This is a genomic window from Rahnella variigena (assembly GCF_003610915.1).
In the GTDB taxonomy this organism is placed as follows: domain Bacteria; phylum Pseudomonadota; class Gammaproteobacteria; order Enterobacterales; family Enterobacteriaceae; genus Rahnella; species Rahnella variigena.
In genome coordinates, this window is sequence record NZ_NSDJ01000001.1 from 3,134,953 (window position 1) to 3,154,214 (window position 19,262).

Below are 19,262 nucleotides of genomic sequence, written 5' to 3' on the forward strand. Positions count from 1 at the left end.
CGTCAGCGATTTCACTGACGGGCACTCTGCCTTTACGGCGTTATAAATCCGATAACGCCTGACGCAAATTCACTTCCCCGGCTGCCTCATCGTCAAGATCCAACACCCCTTCCAGATCGTCGAGATGTTCCTGCATGATTTCTGCCGCCAGTGTGTTGTCACCGGCTTCCAGCGCATCAATGATCGCCTGATGCTCATCACACTGGCATGAAGGAACTTCATTACGCTGATACAGCGCGACAATCAGGGAGCTGCGCACCATCAGATTCGACAGAATTTCACTGAGCACATCGTTACCTGAAATTTCGCCCAGTATCAGATGGAACTCACTTAATTCCCGCACGACGGCACGGCGGTCTTCAGACGATACCGCTTCTCGCTCACCGCGCAAATGGGCAGTGATCCGCTGACGATGACGACGAATAACATCCTGTCCGATGCATTCCACAATGGCGCGTTCAATAGCACGGCGGGCAATAAAGACTTCGCGCGCCTCTTTCGCCGTGGGCTGAGCCACCATCGCGCCGCGGTTAGGTTCGATGGTGACAATACGCTGTAAAGCCAGACGTTGTAACGCCACCTGAACATGATTGCGGTTAGCGCTGAGTGCCTCAACGAGTTGAGATTCGACCAGACGTGTGCCGGGACGCAGGCGTTGCTGGGCGATGGCTTTTGATAAAACGTCGACAATGCGCTGAACTTCCAGCTGCTTGGCGGTTGTAGTTGGATTACTCATGGAATGCTAAATGGCCTCTTTCTGGCAGTTTCCCTGCACGCTAACATCAACCGTTTGCTTTCGTCATTAGTAAATGACGTGCAGTCCCAAATCATGCAAAAAATCCTAGGAAATAGCACTTAACATTCATAGTAATTATCATTCCAGCACACATTCCCAATATCCCCGCGATGACCTTCCGTATCCTTGCTGTACCTCACGCTATGCAGATAAATGTTCAGAACATGTAAAGTAAGCGCACCAACGTATTGAAAACAGGACAATAATGAAACACACACTTTTGAAACATTTACTCAATTTTATCGTATTAGCACTGGGAGCCGTCTTCACTGCATTGGTCATCTGGCTGGATGTGGCTGTATTCAAAGACGGTGTGCAGGAAATTTCCGCCACTGAAATCCTGCAGGAACTGACACTGCTGGCCATCAGCGCACTGTTTTTCCTGCAGGCCAAAAAACATCCGGCCTTGCGCGGCGGCATGATCCTGATTGGCGGGTTCTTCTTCTGTATGCTTATCCGCGAACTCGACGCCTTATTTGATCAGATCCACTACGGTTCATGGGTCTATTTTGCCAGCCTGATCGCGGTCTATTGTATTGTCTGGGCATGTATCACACCGAAAACCAGCCTGCGCGGATTGTCCGCTTTTCTGGCCCATCCGGCCTGCCATTATATGGTTTGCGGTCTGGTGCTGATCCTGGTCTTTTCCCGCGTCTTCGGAATGAACCTTATCTGGAAAGCCGTGATGCAGGGCGACTATGTCCGGGAAGTGAAAAATATTGTCGAAGAAGGCACCGAAATGATGGGTTACCTGTTGTGCCTGGGTTCTGCCATTGCTTTCTGGAAACGCAGTGAGCCGCTTAAAACGCTGTAAACCGCTATCTGCTAAAAACGATAACTGTTAAAAAAAAGCCTGATGCGAGTTTATGCAGCAGGCTTTTTCATTCATATCCGCCAAGGCAAGACGCCTTCAGGAAGACGACGCGCGAACAGCGAGGCGAGCAGCATAATTCCCAGCACGACGACAATCATCAGACATCCCACTGCAGCGGCCAGGGTTGATGAACCGCCTTCATCCAGAAAGACAATCATCGGCCCGAGGGTTTGAGTGCCGGACGTCACCAGCAAAATCGACACCTGAATTTCATTGAGTGCGGTCAGGAAGACCAGAATAGTTCCGGCCATCGCCGAAGGCGCGGCCAGCGGCATCAGAATATCGCGCATTCTTCGCAGGAATCCCGCACCAAAGATTTGCGCGGCTTCATCCAGCGAGCGTTCGATCTGGGCGAATCCGGCCAGTGTCGGGCGCAGCACCAGCGCCATGAAATTCGAAAGATATGCCGCCAGAATGATCCAGACGGTGCCGTAAAGGCTGATGTGCAGCAGCGGCAATGGCCTGAGGAAAAACAGGATCGCCGCAATGCCCGTGACAATCCCCGGCAATGCGTACGCCAGTTCGGTGGACAGCTGCAAAATCCGCACCAGACGCGTACGTTGCCAGCTGAGAAAATAGGCCAGAAACAGCGAAACAAGGGTCAGTATCAGCGCGGTCATCACGGTCAGCCCCAGACTGGTGATAAATGCGTGTCGTATAGCCGGATAGCCAAACAACGCATTAGCGTAATTGCTCAGCGTCAGGCTTTGTACCGTCAGCGCCTGACCAAAGCCGGTTGTCAGCGAGGTGGTCAGCAACGCGGACATTGGCAGTATGAGCGTCAGCACCATCCATCCCCACACGGCTACCTCAACCGGCAAACGCCAGCGACCGAGTGTCTGATGCAACGCCCGCGGCGTACCGGTGACCCGCACATCCTGTCGGCCGCCCAGCCAGCGGCTGAACATCAGTCCGGCCAGCGTAATCGCGGCAATCAGCAATGAAAGCACGGCCATATCCGCCAGAGCCGATGCGCCCACGCTGTTGAGCTGCTGATAAACCAGCGTGATAAGCGTCGGGATCCGCCCCGGAATACCGAGCATCGCCTGAATACCAAAATTGCCCGCGGAGGTGACAAAAGAGAGTGCCGCACCCGCAAAAATGGCCGGACGTACCAGCGGCAAAATCACTGTAAACAGCACCCGCCAGGGTTTAGCTCCGCCGCTGCGTGCCGCTTCCACCAGTTCAGCCGGAAGCCTGCGTAATCCTGCACGCACCATAAGAAACACCAGCGGCGCGTTATGCAGCCCCAGCAAAACGATAATGCCGGTCAGCGAATACAACGGTGAAGGTGAACCGGCGGGTAAACTGAGCCCCAGGAATTGCAAAACCGGGCTCGACGGTGAAAGTGCCTGCACCCACGCCAGTGCCGTAACCTGCGGCGGGATCATCAGTGGCAGAATAAAGGTAAATACCCATGCCTGCTTACCGCGCAGATTGGTCAGCGCAATCAGCAGCGCCGCCACCGTACCCAGCAACATCGCCAGAAGTGTTGAGATAATGGCAATCGTCAGCGTATTCACCGTGGCGGACACCACTTTGCGGGTACCCAGCAGATGCATAAATCGTGTGACGTCCGGCACGCCATCGGGGGCAATTGCCGCCCATACCAGCCGTGTGAGAGGCGCTATCGATAATATGCCTATCAACAGCGTCAGTCCCCAGAGCACCACTTTCTCACTGCCCGGCCACCCACGACGCGAAGGGGTTACCCGGCGCTGGATTTCACTCATCACGCTCATTTATCTGCCCTTTGTGCTGTCAGCCACCAAAGATTTCAGTGAATTTTGCGCGGACTTCTTTGTCGTCTGCGACTGCTTTATCTGAATCGAGGGTCAGCAGTTTGAACGAATCCATCGGAGCAAATCCTTCCGGCGCCGCAACGCCGGCATCAATCGGACGGTTGCCCTGCTTCGCCACGAGTTGCTGACCCTGTGGCGACAGCATGAAATCGACAAACGCTTTTGCTGCCGGCACGTTATGCGCTCCGGACAGTATCGCGACCGGTTCCGTCACGAAAGAAGCCCCTTCTTTCGGATAAACCAGATCTATCGGTGAGCCCTGTTTTTTGGCACGGATAATATCGGCGTCAGTGATCACACCGTATTTCGCCATTCCGCTGGCGACCGCCTTCAGCGCTGGACCATTACCCCCTTCCGGTGTAATACCGTTTGCCGCCAGTTTCTGATAGAACGCCCAGCCAATATCAGGCGTATTAATCGCCGTATGCAGATGATATAACGCCGCCCCGGAATACAGAGGACTTGGCACTGCCACCTGACCTTTGTTTTGTGGATCGGTCAGCGCCATCCAGCTGTCTGCGGGTTTGGCATTTTTAGTGTTATAGGCAATGACCGTGGCAATGATTTTGGTGCCAAACCATGTTTTATCTTTGTCATAGAAATTCGGGCTGATATTCCCCACCGGTGCATCGGCATAAGCCATCAGCTTGCCGTCTTTTTTCAGCGCACCCAGATTGATGGAATCCGCGACCAGCAGCACATCAGCTTTCACATCACCGGCCATCATTTCCGTCTGCAACACATTCATTAACTGCGTGGTGCCATTACGCGTCCATTCCACCTGTACATTCGGATATGACGCCTTAAAGGCATCGATGGTCTGTTGCGCGATTTCAGGTGCCTGCGAGGTATAAACCACCAGTTTGCCTGAAGCAGCATCTGCGGCGTATGCCGGAGCTGACAGCACCACTGCCAAAGTCAAAGCGGAAGACGTAAGTTTTATTTTATTAAACATGTTCGTAGCCCTGTGCTTAAGAAATGAAAATTACTGAGGAATGATCCAGCCGTCAGTGATGACAAAAGTGACATTGTCACCAATACACCAAAGTCTGCCGGCAGATGAATGCAGTGAAAGCCGAAGTTCGGGGGCGCTTAAAGGTTCAACGTCATACTGATGATATCCCCCGCGATAAATCACCCGGGTGATACGGGCAGCGATACCCTGTTCACCGGCCTGAGCAAAGCGTAAATCATCGGCGTGAACACAAACTTGTGCGCTGACAACCGGAGTCTGGTCAGGTGATGCCCGCAAGCGGACTCGCCTCCCCAGAATCTCAGCCAGAGCACTGCCACTTTCTGTTGGCAGGATGTTCTGTGCCGGAATAACGCGACCGTCGTCGATAAAGGACGCAACCATGGCGTTAGCCGGTTCCCGGTATAACGTTTGCGGTGTCGCGAACTGCATGACCTTACCTTCATTCATCACCACGACGCGGTCAGCAATCGCCATCGCTTCCTGCTGATCGTGCGTGATATACAGCAACGTCGCGCCGGTATGCTGATGAAAACGGCTGAACTCCTCCTCCATCGCTGCACGCAAATGCACATCGAGATTCGCCAGCGGCTCATCCAGCAGCACCACACCGGGGCGTGTCACCAGGCAACGCGCGAGTGCCACACGCTGCCGCTGACCACCGGACAGATCCGCAGGACGACGCGTCGCATAATCACCTAAACCGACCAGCGCCAGCGCATCCTGCGTTCTGGTGCTGCGTTCATTACGATCCATTCCCGCCACTTTCAGGCTGTACGCCACGTTCTCCTCAACAGACATGTGCGGCCACAGCGCGTAATTCTGAAACACGATGCCCAGGTCACGTTTCTCCGGCGCCACATGAAAGTCAGATGATGAAAACAGACGATCTCCCACGGTGATCGTACCGCTGCTGACCGGCTCAAAACCGGCAATAGTGCGCAGTAAAGTCGTTTTTCCGCAGCCGGAAGGCCCGAGCACGGCCACGAACTCGCCGTGCCGGATATTCAACGAAACATCATTTAACACCGGCTGGGTGGTGAAGGATTTGCTCAGGTGGGAGATCTGGATAGCAGACATGCGTCGGAGGTTTCCTCAGTGCGCCAATGGCCTGTTCGATGAGGAAACAAATTACTGCGGTTTTGTGACTGTTTTATGAACCGGTGGCGAAGATTAGTCGCCTGGAAAACGGTGTCGCGTCCCCAACTCTGACCACCATCAGCCGTTACGCCGTCGCACTCGGCGGCACCTTCGAGTTCAAAAAACTCAGCTGACCACCTGACTGTGCGCGCCATACGCGGCAATAAACTCTCCGGCAATGGCTATGGCGATTTCTGCGGGGAGTTTGCCGCGTACATCAGGCAGCCCGACCGGGCAGCGCATTCTCGCCAGCTGCTCATCCGAAATCCCTTTCCCCGATAACCGGTAGTCAAAGCGTTTACGCTTAGTCTCCGAGCCAATCAGTCCGAAATAGCGGAAATCTCCACGTTTGAGGATCCGCTCGCTCAGGGCGAAATCCAGCTGATGGTCGTGCGTCAGCACCATGAAATAACTGCCAGCGGGCATCTGCGCCACGGTACCTTCAGGTTCTTCATCGACGATGCAGGTAATTTGTGGATCCACTACCACGGGAAATTCACTGGCACGGGCATCTACCCAGGTAATACGGCACGGCAACGTGCTGAGAATATTCACCAGTGCCCGTCCGACATGCCCCGCGCCATAGACCACCACGTGCGGCTGCGGTTGCCCGAGCGGTTCGAGCAACACCGACGCCATGCCGCCGCAACATTGCCCGAGGCGGGCTCCTAAGGAAAAGTGTTCGAAACGGGAGATTTTCGCTCCAGATGCAAGCATTTCACGGGCAATGCTGGTCACCTGAAATTCCAGATTACCGCCGCCAAGCGTATAAAATATCTGGTCAGCGGTGATCAACATTTTACTGCCAGCATCACGTGGCGTGGAGCCCTGATTCTCGACCAGCGTCGCCACCACACACGGCTCGCCACGCCGTTGCAAATCATGCAGACGGGTTATCCAGTCATCAGTACGCATGAAAACCTCCGTTAGCCGGTAACGTTGACGCGTTCGGCAGAATCAAAAGTGACAACGTCACCTGAAAAATGTAACTGATTCACGCCATTAAGCACTCTTTCGGGCGTGGCGGGCGCATCGATATGCGGATGCACGCGGTAATCAGCAAGACTGGCAACGGCGTCTTTAATTGCACACCAGACCGAAATCCCGAGCATAAACGGCGGTTCACCGACGGCTTTGGAATGGAAAACCGTGTCTTCCGGGTTCTTGCGGTTTTCCACCAGTTTCACCCGCAGATCTTGCGGGATATCACCAATAGCCGGAATTTTGTAGGCTGCCGGACCACTGGTCATTAACCGCCCTTTGTCGTTCCACACCAGTTCTTCCGTCGTCAGCCAGCCCATGCCCTGCACAAACCCGCCTTCCACCTGACCGATATCAATCGCCGGATTGAGCGAATCGCCAACGTCATGCAGGATATCCGCCCTGAGCAGTTTGTATTCTCCGGTCAGCGTATCGACCAGCACTTCCGCGCAGGCTGCGCCGTAGGAGAAATAATAGAAAGGATGTCCGGCGGCTTTGCTGCGGTCGTAAAAAATCTTCGGCGTTTTGTAATAGCCGGTGCTGGAGAGCGGCACCTGATTCAGCCAGCACTGGGTGGCAACCTGTTCAAAACTGAAATACTGATCGTTAACCCGCACCTGACCGTTACTGAAAGTGATGTCCGTTTCCTGCGCATCATGCACACGCATCAGCATCTCAACCATGCGCCCTTTGATAATTTCCGCCGCATTTTGCGCGGCCTTACCATTCAGGTCAGCGCCGGATGACGCTGCGGTTGGCGACGTATTAGGCACTTTGCCGGTATCAGTGGCGGTGATCTGAATACGGCTGATATCGACCTGAAACACCTCGGCTACTACCTGCGCAACTTTGGTGTTCAGCCCCTGTCCCATTTCGGTGCCGCCGTGGTTGAGCTGAATACTGCCGTCGGTATACACCAGTACCAGCGCGCCGGCCTGATTGAGGAAACTGGCGGTAAATGAAATACCAAATTTTACCGGCGTCAGCGCCAGACCTTTTTTCAGATAACGGTTGTGGCGGTTAAATTCTGTGACAGCGTCACGTCTTGCCGTATAGTCTGCACTCTTTTCCAGTTGCGCCGTCATCTCATGCAACAAGTTTTGCCCGACCGGCTGGTGATAATGGGTAACGTTGCGGCTTTCCTGACCATAGTAATTATTTTTACGCACGGACAGCGGATCCAGCCCCAGTTCACGGGCGATGTGATCGACAATGTGCTCAATCGCCACAATACCCTGCGGCCCGCCAAATCCGCGATAAGCGGTATTCGACGCCATATTGGTTTTGCAGCGATAACCGGTGATCAGCGCATCGCCGAGGTAATAGGCGTTATCAGAATGAAACATCGCGCGATCGACAATAGAACCGGAGAGATCCAGCGAATAACCGCAGTTAGCCGCCAGTTTAATGTCAATGCCGTGAATGACGCCCTCATCAGTAAACCCGACGTCATAACTGACGTGGAACGGATGACGTTTACCGGTGATCAGCATGTCATCCTGACGCGTCAGACGCATTTTCGCCGGACGTCCGGTCAGATGCGCCGCCAGCGCCGCAAGGCACGCCGTCCCCGCCGCCTGCGTCTCTTTGCCACCAAAACCACCGCCCATGCGACGCATATCAACCACCACTTTGTGCATCGGCAAATCAAGCACCGAGGCCACCAGCTTTTGCACTTCGGTCGGATGTTGTGTCGAGCTGTACACCAGCATCGCACCGTCTTCACCAGGCATCACCGAAGCAATCTGCGTTTCGAGATAAAAATGCTCCTGGCCGCCTATTTCCAGTTCACCTTGCAAACGGTGAGGCGCGCAGGCCAGCGCCATTTCAGCGTCCCCGCGTTTATGCTGATGCGGCTCCTCCACGTAATGTTCCAGCGCCAGCGCCTGTTTCACGGTCAGTACGGCGTCTCGCGGCTGATATTCCACTTTCGCCCGCGCGACTGCGGCACGGGCGGCCTCCATTGAGGTTGCTGCCACCACCAGCACAATCTGGCCGACATAATGCACGATGCCCTGCGCCATCAGCGGATCACCAAAAGTAAGCGGCGCAATGTCCGGATCCCCTGGTACATCTTCGGCGGTCATCACCCGCACCACACCGGGCACGGCGTAACAAGGTTCGGTATCGATATGCAAAATGTCGGCGTGCGCATGCGGGCTGAGCAGCGGCACCAGATGCAGCTGATGAGGGAATTCCAACCGGTCATCGACATACACTGCTTCGCCGCTGACGTGTTTATCCGCGCTTTCATGCTTCTGGCTTTTGCCGACGCCGCTCTGCAATCCTGAGCGGAACAGCGTCTCCAATTCCTGTTGCGAAAGAGCCGGTTTAGATTCAGACATAGTGAGTTACCCGCATCAGGGTTTCAGGAGAAGTCATTTCGATATGACAGCGGCGCAGCAGGTTTTTCGCCACCTGCATACGGTATTCGCGACTGGCACGGAAATCGCTGATAGGCGTGTAATCCAGCTCCAGCGCCTGACAGGCACGCTCGATAGTCGCCGTCTGCCAGGGTTGACCGAGCAGTTGTGCCTCGCAGGAAATAGCGCGCTTCGCCACTTCCGCCATGCCGCCGAACGCCACGCGGGCATGTATCACCACGCCTTTTTGCACTTCGATGTGTAAAGCCGCACAGACGGCCGAAATATCATCCTCCAGCCGTTTCGACACTTTATAAATCCGCAACTGACGCGCCACGCCAGAGTTGCGCGGGATACGAATTTGTTCGATAAATTCGCCGGGCTGTAACGCCGTTTTGCGATAACCGAGGAAAAACTTATCGAGCGGCAATTCACGTTGTTCCGCGCCCCGCCGCAATAACAACGAAGCACCCAGCGCCAGCAGCACCGGTCCGCCGTCACCAATGGGCGAACCGTTGGCAATATTGCCCCCAAAGGTGCCCTGATTACGGATTTGCTGTGAGGCAAAGCGTTCCAGCAACTCGCCGAATTCAGGGAATTCATCGTATAAGACCGGCATACAGTCGCTCAGCGATGCCGCCGCACCAATGTGAATAGTCTGACCGGTCAGCGTAATAACTTTGAGTTCGGGAATATGGCTCAGCGAAATCAGTTCAGGCAGACGCTGATAGCGTTGAGTGACCTCCAGCGCCAGATCCGTCCCCCCGGCCACCAGTCGGGCATCAGGTTGAGCAAAATAACGGTCGGCCAGTTCATCGATACTGACCGGTTCTCCGGTGGCTGAAATCGCACGGAGTTTGTCCAGCGTTAGCCGGGCATCGGCATCAAACTGATCCGGTTGCGGCGCGTCGCAAATGGCTTTCGCCGCATCCATGATCGGCCGGTAACCGGTACAGCGACAAAGATTGCCGGAAAGCGCGTGCTGAGTCTGTGCGACGCTGAAACTTTGCTGCTGTTTTTCCAGTGCAAACAGAGACATCACAAACCCCGGCGTGCAGAAACCGCACTGTGAGGCATGGTTATCCACCATCGCCTGCTGCACGTGATGCAGTTCGCCACGGTGTTTGAGATCTTCCACGGTGATCAGTTGTTTACCATGCACCGCGGGCATAAATGTCAGACAGGCATTGACGGTCCGGTAGGACAACGCATCACCTTGCGGTTCAGCCAGCACCACCGTACAGGCGCCGCAATCACCGGAAGCACACCCTTCTTTGGTACCGCAACGCCCTGCATCGCGGCGCAGATATTGTAATACCGTCGTGTCAGCGGGCAGATTTTCCGTGTGGATCCTGCCGTTCATCAGAAATTGGATCATGATCATATCCTTCAAAATCACTGGTTTGCTCCCTCCCCTGCGAAGGGGAGGGTCGGGGTGGGGTTTCAAAGCAAAATCAAAGCGTTGATGTGTGCTTTGACCGGGTGTCAGCCCTTAATACCCCCTCCCGTCCTCCCCCTTCGCAGGGGGAGGAGCAAAGGCTTTACAGCCGTTCAGAATCAGTGTCGTCACTTCATCGATAATGTGTTCACGCGCCTGTTCATCGCCTTCAAAATTGCCGTACATATGCTTCACCTGAACCGCAAAATCGGCGTAATACTGCGTCACTGCCCAGATATGCATGATGAAAAGACGGGCATCCAGCGCGCGGATTTTGCCCTGTTCAATCCACTGATGGATCAGGTTCTCTTTGCCGGTGATATTCTGCGTGGCCTGCGGCCAGTATTTGTGAAGATAATGACCGCCTCCAAGCACTTCGCTGGTGAAAATGCGCGACAGTTCCGGCTGGTCAAAACTGAAATTGAGTTTGTTACGGATATAGCGACTCAGCACCGCTTGCGGCTCGCTGAGCGACGGGTCAAACTGGATGATGTCGCCCCAGACTTTCAGTACTTTCTGCAAGAGTTCTTCGTACAACTCTTCTTTCCCGGCGATGTAATAGTGCAGCTGGGCTTTTTTGATCCCCGCACGCCGGGCAATGGCCTGGGTCGTCGCGCCCTGAAAGCCCTTTTCACTGAATTCCGCAATCGCGGCAGCGTGGATATTTTCCAGCGTGCGCTCGCGTGCAACACGGACTTTGCCACCGGTTTCGTTGTTCATCATGCGCAACATTCCCCCTGCAAAGCATTCCGCGCATAGACCTGTTCGCCATCGACATACGTGCAGTAAACATTGCGGTCGTCACCCAGCGTCATCAGCACAAACAGCTTTTCGGCCAGCGTTTTGCTGTTGGAGGCGCGCAATTTTTGTAATGCACTGACACCCGGTTCGAGCACTACGAAATCGGCCTCTTTACCGGCGTTGAAATTGCCAATCTTGTCGTCGAGATGCAGTGCCCGCGCGCCGCCGAGTGTGGCGTGATAGAAGGCTTCGAAGGCGGATAAACGATAGCGCTGAAGTTGTCCGACTTTATAAGCTTCCGACAGTGTTTCCAGCATATTGAATGTGGTACCCGCACCGACGTCCGTGCCCATCCCGACGCGCACCTGCTTCTGCCAGGATTTCTGCAAATTAAACAGGCCGCTGCCCAGAAACAGGTTGGACGTTGGACAAAAAGCAATAGCCGAATCGGTGTCGTGCAGGCAATCCCATTCGCTGTCATCCAGATGCAGACAGTGCGCAAACACACAGCGTTCGCCGGTCAGACCGTACTGATGATAAACGTCGAGATAATGCTGATGTTCCGGGTGCATCTCTTTCACCCACGACAGCTCGGCAACGTTTTCGCTCAGATGGGTATGCATGTAGACATCGGGGAATTCTTGTTTCAGCAGTCGAACTTTTTGCAACAGCTCCGGCGAAGAAGTCGGCGCAAAACGCGGCGTCAGCGCGTAGCTCAGGCGCTGACGGTTGTGCCAGCGCGCAATCAATTCGCGCGTATCACGCTCGCTTTCTTCAGGGGTTTCCAGCAAGGCATCTGGGGCGTTTTTGTCCATCATCACTTTGCCTGCCACCAGGCGCATATTGATGTCGGATGCCTCTTTAAACAGTGCGTCGACCGACTGCGGATGCACGGTGCCAAACACCAGCGCCGTGGTGGTGCCGTTGAGTAAAAGCTGATCGAGGAAGAATTTCGACATGCGCTTTGAATAATCCGCGCAGTGATATTGCTGTTCGGTCGGGAAGGTATATCGGGTCAGCCACTCAAGCAGTTGCTCGCCGTAAGCGCCGATCATTTCAGTTTGCGGATAGTGGATATGCGTATCGACAAAACCTGGCACGATCAGTTTGTCGCGATAATCATCGATTTCCAGGCCTGCGGTTTTTTGTGCCAGCGCCAGCCTGCCTTCACCCTCCTGCCAGCTGCCCAGCCAGACGATGTGACCGCCGCTGAGCAACATCAGGCCGTCTTCGATATAGCGCACCTGCGCTTCAAAATCTTCCGGCCGCAACACCGGCTCGCGGATATCGAAGAAATTGCCGCGTACAGCGCGGGTGATGATCTGACTCATGGCATTTACCTTCTCTGCAACATTCACGTTCATGATTGATAACAGAACATGTGCAAAGCGTATGCCAAATCTGACCGATCGGTCAGACCGTGTGGATGTTTTTTAGGGTTAGAGGAAACTCTACTTCAGTAACACCTCATATTGCGGATTGAATTCGTCGAAGATCGGCAGTGCCGCCGCTCCCAATGCTGCCGTGTCACTGCCGGACATGCCGAGACGGATGCGGGCACTTTGTGCGTAGCGGCTGCGGACCGAACTGTAGAGTGGTGTCAGACGCCGGATCAGCTTCTCCACCAGAGGCTTAGGCATCGTTCCGCCGATAACCACGCTCTGCGCATCGAACACGCATTCCATAATATTGATGGCCTGCAACGCCGGTTCGGCAGCGGTATCCAGCCATTGATCAAACAGCTTTTCGTCCACTTTAAGCAGGTCTTCCGGCATCGCAGACATCGGATCCAGACCGCAGGCTTCGTACGCGGCCTGCAAAGAAACATAGCGTTCCAGACAACCTTTGTTGCCGCAATAGCATTCCCGACCGCCCGGTTGCACCACTATGTGGCCGACCTCGCCCGCATTGTGTGCATGACCGGTGTAAATCCGCCCGTCGGTGAAGATACCTGCGCCGAGTCCGGTGCCGATATACAGATACACAAACGACGATAATTGCTTAGCCACACCGTGAAAACGCTCACCAATGGCGGCGACGGTGGCATCGTTTTCCAGCGTCACCGGCCAGCCGGTCGCGGCGCTTAAACGGGCTTCAATATCAATGTGATCCCAGCCGTGCAGTGTGGTCGGCCCCTGTGACGAAATCCCTTCTACGCCAAACGGCCCCGGCATCACCACACCCATACCCAGGATTTTTCGCCAGTCAATTTTCACCTGTTGGCGCATTTCTTGCAGAACCTGATCGATAAGAGCCAGCGTGGGCTCTGGCTGAGGTTTCTGTACATGGATCAGTTTGCGAAAGCGGACGGTTCCCGTCAGATCCACCAGCACAATCAGCAGCGACTGATGATCAAGATGGATGCCGATAGAATAGGCGCTGTCAGGATTGAGTGTCAGTGGCGTTGCTGGTTGACCACGCCCTCCCGCACGGCGCGGCAGGTGGGATGACAAAATCCCCGCCTGCTCGAGTTCGGTAGCGATGTTAGAAACGGTTTGCGGAGTCAGTGACGTCAGCCGGGCAATTTCGGCACGGGTGAGTTCACCGTTAAGGCGAATGGCTTCAATCACCACCCGACGATTGTGAGCACGGGCGTGCTCAAGATTGGTGCCAGAAGTTGTTATCACGGCTTGTACCCCACAGGAGACCTGCGGGCAGTATGCTGTCACTGATTACAGCAATCAAATTGATTTTATAAATAACAGAATATGAATATGACGGTGCCATCACAGCTTTGAATGTTATTGCCATGTTAATAATAATCGCCAGTCACTATTCGCTTTCCAATGTTTTTATGATTCACCTTCAGATCCAGTAGCACAATCCGGCAGGGACGCAGGGACTGGCAGAAATATGCCTTCCCATTTTTTTTAGCCGATTAAAGCAATCAAATTGATTTAATAAACTTAACCCTGTTTCGGAGAATGACGATGAGCCTACGACTTTCCCCTGCGGCCACCCTGTGTGCCCTCTCTGCTCTCACCCTGGGATATTCCGTCAATGCGCTGGCGGACACCACGCTCAGTGCCCTGTTCATGACGCAGGCGGCGTACAGCGAAGCGGATATCCGTGCCATGACCGCAGATTTCACTAAGCAGCATCCGGATATCAAAGTGAATCTCGAATTTGTGCCTTACGAAGCGCTGCATGACAAAATCGTTGCCGCACGCGGTGCCGGAGACAAAGGCTACGACGTGGTGTTATTCGATGCCATCTGGCCTGCTGAATTCAACAAATACGGCCTGTTGCAGGACGTGACGGCGCGTATTCCTGCGGACGAAAGCAACAAGATTTTTGACGGCGCGATTTCTACCGTGACCTACAAAGACAAACGCTGGGGAATGCCGTGGATCCTCGACACCAAATATCTGTATTACAACAAAGCCATGCTGGCTAAAGCCGGGATCACCACCCCGCCTGCCACCTGGGCTGACGTTGAGAAGCAGTCTGAGATCCTCAAAGAAAAAGGCATCGTGAAATATCCGCTGGTCTGGAGCTGGTCACAGTCCGAAGCGCTGCTGTGCGACTACACCACGCTGGTTTCCGCGTTTAAGGGCGATTTCTATAAAGACGGCAAACTGAATTTCACCAATTCCGGCGCGATGAAAGCCATCAATTATATGAAAGAGACGCTGGATAAAGGGCTGACCAACCCGAACTCCCGCGAGTATCTGGAAGAAGATGTGCGTAAGTCATTCTCTAACGGCGATGCCGCTTTCGCACTGAACTGGACGTACATGTACAACATGGCCAACGACCCGAAACAGAGCAAAGTCGCGGGTGACGTCGGCGTGATCCCGGCGCCGGGTGAAGCCGCAGGTGGCGCTTCAGGCGTTAACGGTTCGATGGGTCTGGGCATCGCCAAAGCCAGCGCGCATCCGGATCAGGCGTGGGAATACATCAGCTATATGACCTCGCAACCGGTACAAAATAAATACGCCAAACTGAGCCTGCCAATCTGGAAATCTTCTTATGAAGATCCGGCTGTACAGAAAGATCAGGAGCAGTTGATCGCCGCGGCGAAAACCTCGCTGAACGTGATGTTATCGCGTCCTGTGACGGCGGATTACTCACGTCTGTCGAACATTTTGCAGCAAAACATTCAGGCGGTATTGCAGGGTAAAACCCCGGCAAAAGACGGTATGGAAGCCGCAACAACCGCCGCTGACCGTTTACGTTGAGTTTTTAAAAGCCAACACAACGCCCTGAAGGTTCAGACCTGACGGGCGCACCAACACCACGGAAATTCATTATGTTGACTTTACCGCAACGCGAGCGCCGTCAGGCCTGGCTGCTTCTGGCACCCATGCTGCTGATGATGTTTCTGCTGACTGCCTGGCCGCTGGCCCGCACGCTGTGGCTCAGTTTTACCGATGCCGGCCTGATTGGTGACGGTTCTGCGCCCAACTGGGTGGGCAGTGATAATTTTATCTATGCCCTGACGGATCCTGATTTTCGCGCTGCACTCTGGCGCACACTCTATTTCACCGTGGTTTCAGTGATTATTGAAGGCATTATCGGCGTGCTGGTGGCGCTGTTGCTGAACCAGCAATTTTGGGGACGAAGCGCCCTGCGCGTGCTGGTTATTTTGCCATGGGCTCTGCCAACTATCGTCAACGCGACGATGTGGCGGCTGAATTTCAATCCGGATTACGGCAGCATCAACGCCCTGCTTTCCCAGCTCGGGCTGATTGATACTTACCGCAGCTGGCTGGGTGACCCGTCTTCCGCCATTAATGCCGTGATGTTCGCTGATATCTGGAAGAACTATCCGCTGATCACCCTGCTGGTGCTGGCGGCGCTGCAAACCATTCCGGAAGATTTGTTCGAGGCCGCGCGACTTGACGGCGCATCAGCTTTCCGTCGTTTCCGTAAAATCACCTTACCGGCGATTGCCGCCCCGCTGGCCGTGGCGCTTATCCTGCGCACCATCGATGCGTTTAAAATCTTCGACATCATTTATGTCATGACACGAGGCGGCCCGCTCGACAGCACAAAAACCGTCAGTTTCTTTGTCTATCAGGAATCATTCAGCTATCTGCGTGCAGGCAGCGGCGCGGCTTACGCCATTCTCATGACGCTGATCTGCGCCCTGCTTATTCTGATTTATATGGTGATGTTATTGCGCCAGCGTCGTTCAGGGAGCGCCGAATGAAACAGAAAATCCGGCTCGTTTTACGCTATTTCGCCGCACTGGTGCTGGCGGTGTCGATTATTGCGCCGCTGTTATGGATGTTCCTGATGAGCGTCAGCTCGGCGGAAGACCTGACCCGTATTCCGCTTGAATGGCTGCCGCGCCACTGGGATTTCAGTCGTTACGCCAGCCTGCTGACCTTGCAGGCCGGTCAGCCCGGTGCATTGTTCTTACACGCGCTCGGTAACAGTTTGCTGGTCGCCTGTGGCGCAACGGTGATTTCCCTGCTGCTGGCCATTCCTGCCGCCTACAGTTTTTCCCGTTATCCCGGTCGCGACGGCTGGCTGTTTGGCAGTCTGGCAATTTACATGGTGCCGCCGGTGGCCTTCGTGCTGCCGCTGTACTTTATCCTGGAAAAGCTGACTCTGCTGAACACGCATATCGGGCTGATCCTGGTGTATTGCTCAATGATTTTACCGTTCCTGACCTGGATGCTGAAAAACCAGTTTGATGCGTTGCCGGTGGATATCGAACAGGCATCACGCCTCGACGGGCTTCGTTACTGGCAGGTGTTGTTACGCATCACATTACCGCTGGCAAAACCGGCGCTGGGTGCTTCGGCGATGTTCGGCTGGCTGCTGGCGTGGGATGAGTTTTTCTACGCATTGCTGTTTACCAACAATATCAACGCTCAGACGCTGCCGGTAACCATCGCTGGTTTCACTGCCGGGCGCGCCACCGATGACGGGCTGATTGCCGCCGTCGGCATTCTTGCGGCCATTCCGCCGCTCTTTATTGCACTCTGGCTGCAAAAAACGCTGGTCAGCGGGTTAACCGCCGGCGGCAGCAAGGGCTGATTATGAACATCAGGGAAACCTCATCAATGACTACCCGACCGGACACCCGCGCCACGCTGTACGTGGCGGGCAATATCAACGTGGATTTGATCATGAGCACGCTGCATGAATGGCCGAAAAAAGGCACCGAAGCGATGCTCGAAAGCAGCTCACTACGCCCAGGCGGTTCTGCGGGAAACTGCGCACTGGCGCTCTCGGCGCTGGGAGCGCCCTTTCGTCTGGTGGCGAATCAGGGCAATGACCAGTTCAGCGACTGGCTGGCGGCTATGTTCCCGGAGAGCGCACCGCTCTGGCCGACCTACGATTGCGAAACCTCGCTGACCTTTGGCGTGACGCATCCGGATCACGAGCGCACGTTTTTCAGCAATCAGGGACATATTGTTCGTTTATCCATGCAGGACGTACTGGCACAAATCCCGCAAACCGCCCGGTCCGGTGACTGGGTATTGCTGTGCGGCACCTGGCTGTGTACAGCGCTTTACGCTGACTATCCGCAACTGCTGGCAGCGCTGAAACAGCGTGGTTATCAGGTGGCTGTCGACAGTGGCTGGCCGCCGGAAGACTGGAGCGACGCGTTACGTGAACAGGCGGCAAACTGGCTGCCATTCTGCGATGCGCTGCTGCTCAATGAAGTCGAAACACTCGGACTGGCGGACGCTGAAACGCTGGATCCTGCGGCGCTGAGGTTACTGTCGCAGATGGCTGAGAATGCTTTTTGCGTCGCGAAATGCGGGCCGGAGGGTGCGCGTTTATGGGCGAAAAACCTGACGTTGCATCAGCACGCTGAACCGGTCGATGTGGTCGATACCATCGGTGCCGGAGACAGTTTTAACGCCGGATTTTTATCCGCGCTGATTTATGGCCTGCCGCCTGCCACGGCACTGAAATGGGGGGTGCGCGTCGCCGGTTGTGCGATCAGCAGTTCCCCGCGCCGTTATCCTGACTGGCAATCGCTTTTTGGCCTTGTGGAGAAAATCTAAATGGCTCTGGTTGAACTGGTAAAAGTCGCCAAACATTATGGCAAAGTGCAGGTCCTCAAACCGCTGGATCTGACCATTCCTGACGGCAGTTTCACCGTACTGGTCGGCCCGTCTGGTTGCGGAAAATCCACGTTGCTGCGCCTGCTGGCAGGGCTGGAATCACTGTCTGACGGCGACATTCTGCTCGATAAACAGCAGATCAATAATTTTGACCCTGCGGATCGTGATATTGCGATGGTGTTCCAGAGTTACGCGCTGTACCCGCATCTGACAGTGGCTGAGAATATGGCGTTTCACATGCAGGTGAAAAAAGTGCCAAAGGCTGAACAGCAAGCCAAAGTACAACAGGCCGCGAAAGTGCTGGGGATTGATCATCTGCTGAAACGTCTGCCAAAAGATTTGTCCGGCGGTCAGCGTCAGCGCGTGGCGATGGGCCGTGCGCTGGTGCGTAATCCGAAAGTGTTTTTGTTCGATGAGCCTCTTTCCAACCTCGATGCCCAGTTACGCATGGAATTGCGTGCAGAAATCAAATCCCTGCATCAGCAGTTCCGTACCACTACGGTGTACGTGACGCACGATCAGATAGAGGCGATGACGCTGGCCGATAATATCGTGGTGATGAAAGACGGTTTTATCGTACAGCAAGGCGACCCGCTGTCGATTTACGACAAACCGGTGAATACCTTTGTGGCACGTTTTATCGGCTCGCCACCAATGAATCTGCTCGATGGCGTATTCCAGAATATCGACGGGCAGCCGGGCGTGACCTGCAATCAGCTGTGGTTCGCACTGCCGGAAAAGTGGGCGTTGCAGGCACGGCATTCCGAAGGACAGCCGGTTACCCTCGGCCTGCGACCGCACGATATCAGACCGGTGCAGCACAGCGTACAACCGGCAGCCACGCTGCGCTTGCTTGAAGTCACCGGTGAAAGCAGTCTGCTGCATATCGACTGGAGCGGTTTCCCGCTGCATGTTCAGTTTGCCGGACGCGCCCGCGTCAGCGCCGATCAGCCGTTGTATCTGGAAGCCAACAGCGAAGCGATCCATCTGTTCGATGCGGCGACGGGTGAAAGGCTGGCGGAAGTCTGAGTCTTACTCCTTTGTTCTCCCCCTCATCCGGGGGAGACGCTAAATCATTGACGCTATCCTGCGATGCGCTATGCTCAGACCTTGCCTGATTCAT

General features: G+C 54.8%; 17 protein-coding genes. 7 read left to right on the plus strand and 10 right to left on the minus strand.

Annotation, left to right across the window (positions count from 1 at the left end):
* Positions 1–40: 40 nt before the first annotated feature.
* Complete coding sequence (locus CKQ54_RS14535) at positions 41–736, minus strand: GntR family transcriptional regulator (RefSeq protein WP_120162565.1); 696 nt, start codon at positions 734–736, stop codon at positions 41–43.
* Between the two features lie 265 nt (positions 737–1,001).
* On the opposite strand from CKQ54_RS14535, the gene CKQ54_RS14540 reads away from it, so the two are divergent.
* Positions 1,002–1,610 (plus strand): hypothetical protein, encoded by a 609-nt coding sequence (locus CKQ54_RS14540; RefSeq protein WP_120162564.1) that lies wholly within the window; start codon positions 1,002–1,004, stop codon positions 1,608–1,610.
* 71 nt (positions 1,611–1,681) lie between these two features.
* Here CKQ54_RS14540 and CKQ54_RS14545 read toward each other — a convergent pair whose 3' ends face one another.
* From CKQ54_RS14545 to CKQ54_RS14555, 3 genes are read right to left on the minus strand one after another with little or no spacing between them, the layout of a single operon-like run.
* Positions 1,682–3,412, minus strand: a complete 1,731-nt coding sequence (locus tag CKQ54_RS14545; RefSeq protein ID WP_120162563.1) for an ABC transporter permease — start codon at positions 3,410–3,412, stop codon at positions 1,682–1,684.
* 19 nt (positions 3,413–3,431) lie between these two features.
* On the minus strand, positions 3,432–4,427 hold the full coding sequence (locus tag CKQ54_RS14550) for an ABC transporter substrate-binding protein (RefSeq protein WP_167459638.1): 996 nt from the start codon (positions 4,425–4,427) through the stop codon (positions 3,432–3,434).
* A 30-nt stretch (positions 4,428–4,457) separates the two neighbouring features.
* Positions 4,458–5,525, minus strand: a complete 1,068-nt coding sequence (locus CKQ54_RS14555; RefSeq protein WP_120162562.1) for an ABC transporter ATP-binding protein — start codon at positions 5,523–5,525, stop codon at positions 4,458–4,460.
* Between the two features lie 83 nt (positions 5,526–5,608).
* Between CKQ54_RS14555 and CKQ54_RS14560 the strand changes: the two genes are divergently transcribed.
* Positions 5,609–5,719 carry a helix-turn-helix domain-containing protein gene (locus CKQ54_RS14560; protein ID WP_425272788.1) on the plus strand — a complete coding sequence of 37 codons (111 nt, stop codon included), beginning with the start codon at positions 5,609–5,611 and terminating at the stop codon, positions 5,717–5,719.
* Here the strand turns inward: CKQ54_RS14560 and xdhC are convergent.
* From xdhC to CKQ54_RS14590, 6 genes are all read right to left on the minus strand, one after another.
* Entirely contained in the window at positions 5,712–6,500 is a 789-nt protein-coding gene (gene xdhC, locus CKQ54_RS14565; protein ID WP_120162560.1) for a xanthine dehydrogenase accessory protein XdhC, read from the minus strand. The genes CKQ54_RS14560 and xdhC overlap by 8 nt on opposite strands.
* Before the next feature lie 11 nt (positions 6,501–6,511).
* Positions 6,512–8,911: a xanthine dehydrogenase molybdopterin binding subunit gene (gene xdhB / locus CKQ54_RS14570; RefSeq protein WP_120162559.1), complete on the minus strand. Its 2,400-nt coding sequence runs from the start codon at positions 8,909–8,911 to the stop codon at positions 6,512–6,514.
* Positions 8,904–10,307: a xanthine dehydrogenase small subunit gene (gene xdhA / locus CKQ54_RS14575; protein WP_120162558.1), complete on the minus strand. Its 1,404-nt coding sequence runs from the start codon at positions 10,305–10,307 to the stop codon at positions 8,904–8,906. Before xdhA ends, xdhB begins: the two co-directional genes overlap by 8 nt.
* Positions 10,308–10,421: 114 nt before the next feature.
* The gene (locus CKQ54_RS14580) at positions 10,422–11,090 is read right to left on the minus strand and encodes a TetR family transcriptional regulator C-terminal domain-containing protein (RefSeq protein WP_120162557.1); all 669 of its coding nucleotides are present in this window, start codon (positions 11,088–11,090) and stop codon (positions 10,422–10,424) included.
* A complete protein-coding gene (gene guaD, locus CKQ54_RS14585) occupies positions 11,087–12,439 on the minus strand; it encodes a guanine deaminase (protein WP_120162556.1) in 1,353 nt (450 codons plus the stop codon). Before guaD ends, CKQ54_RS14580 begins: the two co-directional genes overlap by 4 nt.
* A 120-nt stretch (positions 12,440–12,559) precedes the next feature.
* The gene (locus tag CKQ54_RS14590; RefSeq protein WP_208644628.1) at positions 12,560–13,732 is read right to left on the minus strand and encodes an ROK family transcriptional regulator; all 1,173 of its coding nucleotides are present in this window, start codon (positions 13,730–13,732) and stop codon (positions 12,560–12,562) included.
* Positions 13,733–14,038: 306 nt separating this feature from the next.
* On the opposite strand from CKQ54_RS14590, the gene CKQ54_RS14595 reads away from it, so the two are divergent.
* The 5 genes from CKQ54_RS14595 (at position 14,039) to CKQ54_RS14615 (ending at position 19,168) form a co-directional block, all read left to right on the plus strand.
* Positions 14,039–15,289 carry an extracellular solute-binding protein gene (locus CKQ54_RS14595; RefSeq protein WP_112288572.1) on the plus strand — a complete coding sequence of 417 codons (1,251 nt, stop codon included), beginning with the start codon at positions 14,039–14,041 and terminating at the stop codon, positions 15,287–15,289.
* 71 nt (positions 15,290–15,360) lie between these two features.
* Positions 15,361–16,263, plus strand: a complete 903-nt coding sequence (locus tag CKQ54_RS14600) for a carbohydrate ABC transporter permease (RefSeq protein ID WP_112288573.1) — start codon at positions 15,361–15,363, stop codon at positions 16,261–16,263.
* The gene (locus tag CKQ54_RS14605) at positions 16,260–17,099 is read left to right on the plus strand and encodes a carbohydrate ABC transporter permease (protein ID WP_120162554.1); all 840 of its coding nucleotides are present in this window, start codon (positions 16,260–16,262) and stop codon (positions 17,097–17,099) included. Before CKQ54_RS14600 ends, CKQ54_RS14605 begins: the two co-directional genes overlap by 4 nt.
* Positions 17,100–17,125: 26 nt before the next feature.
* Positions 17,126–18,079 (plus strand): carbohydrate kinase family protein, encoded by a 954-nt coding sequence (locus tag CKQ54_RS14610; RefSeq protein ID WP_120162553.1) that lies wholly within the window; start codon positions 17,126–17,128, stop codon positions 18,077–18,079.
* Positions 18,080–19,168, plus strand: coding sequence for an ABC transporter ATP-binding protein (locus CKQ54_RS14615; protein ID WP_120162552.1), 1,089 nt, complete (start codon positions 18,080–18,082; stop codon positions 19,166–19,168).
* Positions 19,169–19,262 lie beyond the last annotated feature (94 nt).

Excerpts from the sequence above, each read along its gene's own strand:
- CKQ54_RS14535 (WP_120162565.1), bottom strand. The coding sequence starts at position 736 with ATGAGTAATCCAACTACAACCGCCAAGCAGCTGGAAGTTCAGCGCATT.
- CKQ54_RS14605 (WP_120162554.1), top strand. The coding sequence starts at position 16,260 with ATGAAACAGAAAATCCGGCTCGTTTTACGCTATTTCGCCGCACTGGTG.
- CKQ54_RS14580 (WP_120162557.1), bottom strand. The coding sequence starts at position 11,090 with ATGATGAACAACGAAACCGGTGGCAAAGTCCGTGTTGCACGCGAGCGC.
- CKQ54_RS14595 (WP_112288572.1), top strand. The coding sequence starts at position 14,039 with ATGAGCCTACGACTTTCCCCTGCGGCCACCCTGTGTGCCCTCTCTGCT.
- xdhB (WP_120162559.1), bottom strand. The coding sequence starts at position 8,911 with ATGTCTGAATCTAAACCGGCTCTTTCGCAACAGGAATTGGAGACGCTG.
- xdhC (WP_120162560.1), bottom strand. The coding sequence starts at position 6,500 with ATGCGTACTGATGACTGGATAACCCGTCTGCATGATTTGCAACGGCGT.
- CKQ54_RS14600 (WP_112288573.1), top strand. The coding sequence starts at position 15,361 with ATGTTGACTTTACCGCAACGCGAGCGCCGTCAGGCCTGGCTGCTTCTG.
- CKQ54_RS14550 (WP_167459638.1), bottom strand. The coding sequence starts at position 4,427 with ATGTTTAATAAAATAAAACTTACGTCTTCCGCTTTGACTTTGGCAGTG.
- CKQ54_RS14615 (WP_120162552.1), top strand. The coding sequence starts at position 18,080 with ATGGCTCTGGTTGAACTGGTAAAAGTCGCCAAACATTATGGCAAAGTG.
- guaD (WP_120162556.1), bottom strand. The coding sequence starts at position 12,439 with ATGAGTCAGATCATCACCCGCGCTGTACGCGGCAATTTCTTCGATATC.
- xdhA (WP_120162558.1), bottom strand. The coding sequence starts at position 10,307 with ATGATCCAATTTCTGATGAACGGCAGGATCCACACGGAAAATCTGCCC.
- CKQ54_RS14545 (WP_120162563.1), bottom strand. The coding sequence starts at position 3,412 with ATGAGCGTGATGAGTGAAATCCAGCGCCGGGTAACCCCTTCGCGTCGT.
- CKQ54_RS14540 (WP_120162564.1), top strand. The coding sequence starts at position 1,002 with ATGAAACACACACTTTTGAAACATTTACTCAATTTTATCGTATTAGCA.
- CKQ54_RS14555 (WP_120162562.1), bottom strand. The coding sequence starts at position 5,525 with ATGTCTGCTATCCAGATCTCCCACCTGAGCAAATCCTTCACCACCCAG.
- CKQ54_RS14610 (WP_120162553.1), top strand. The coding sequence starts at position 17,126 with ATGACTACCCGACCGGACACCCGCGCCACGCTGTACGTGGCGGGCAAT.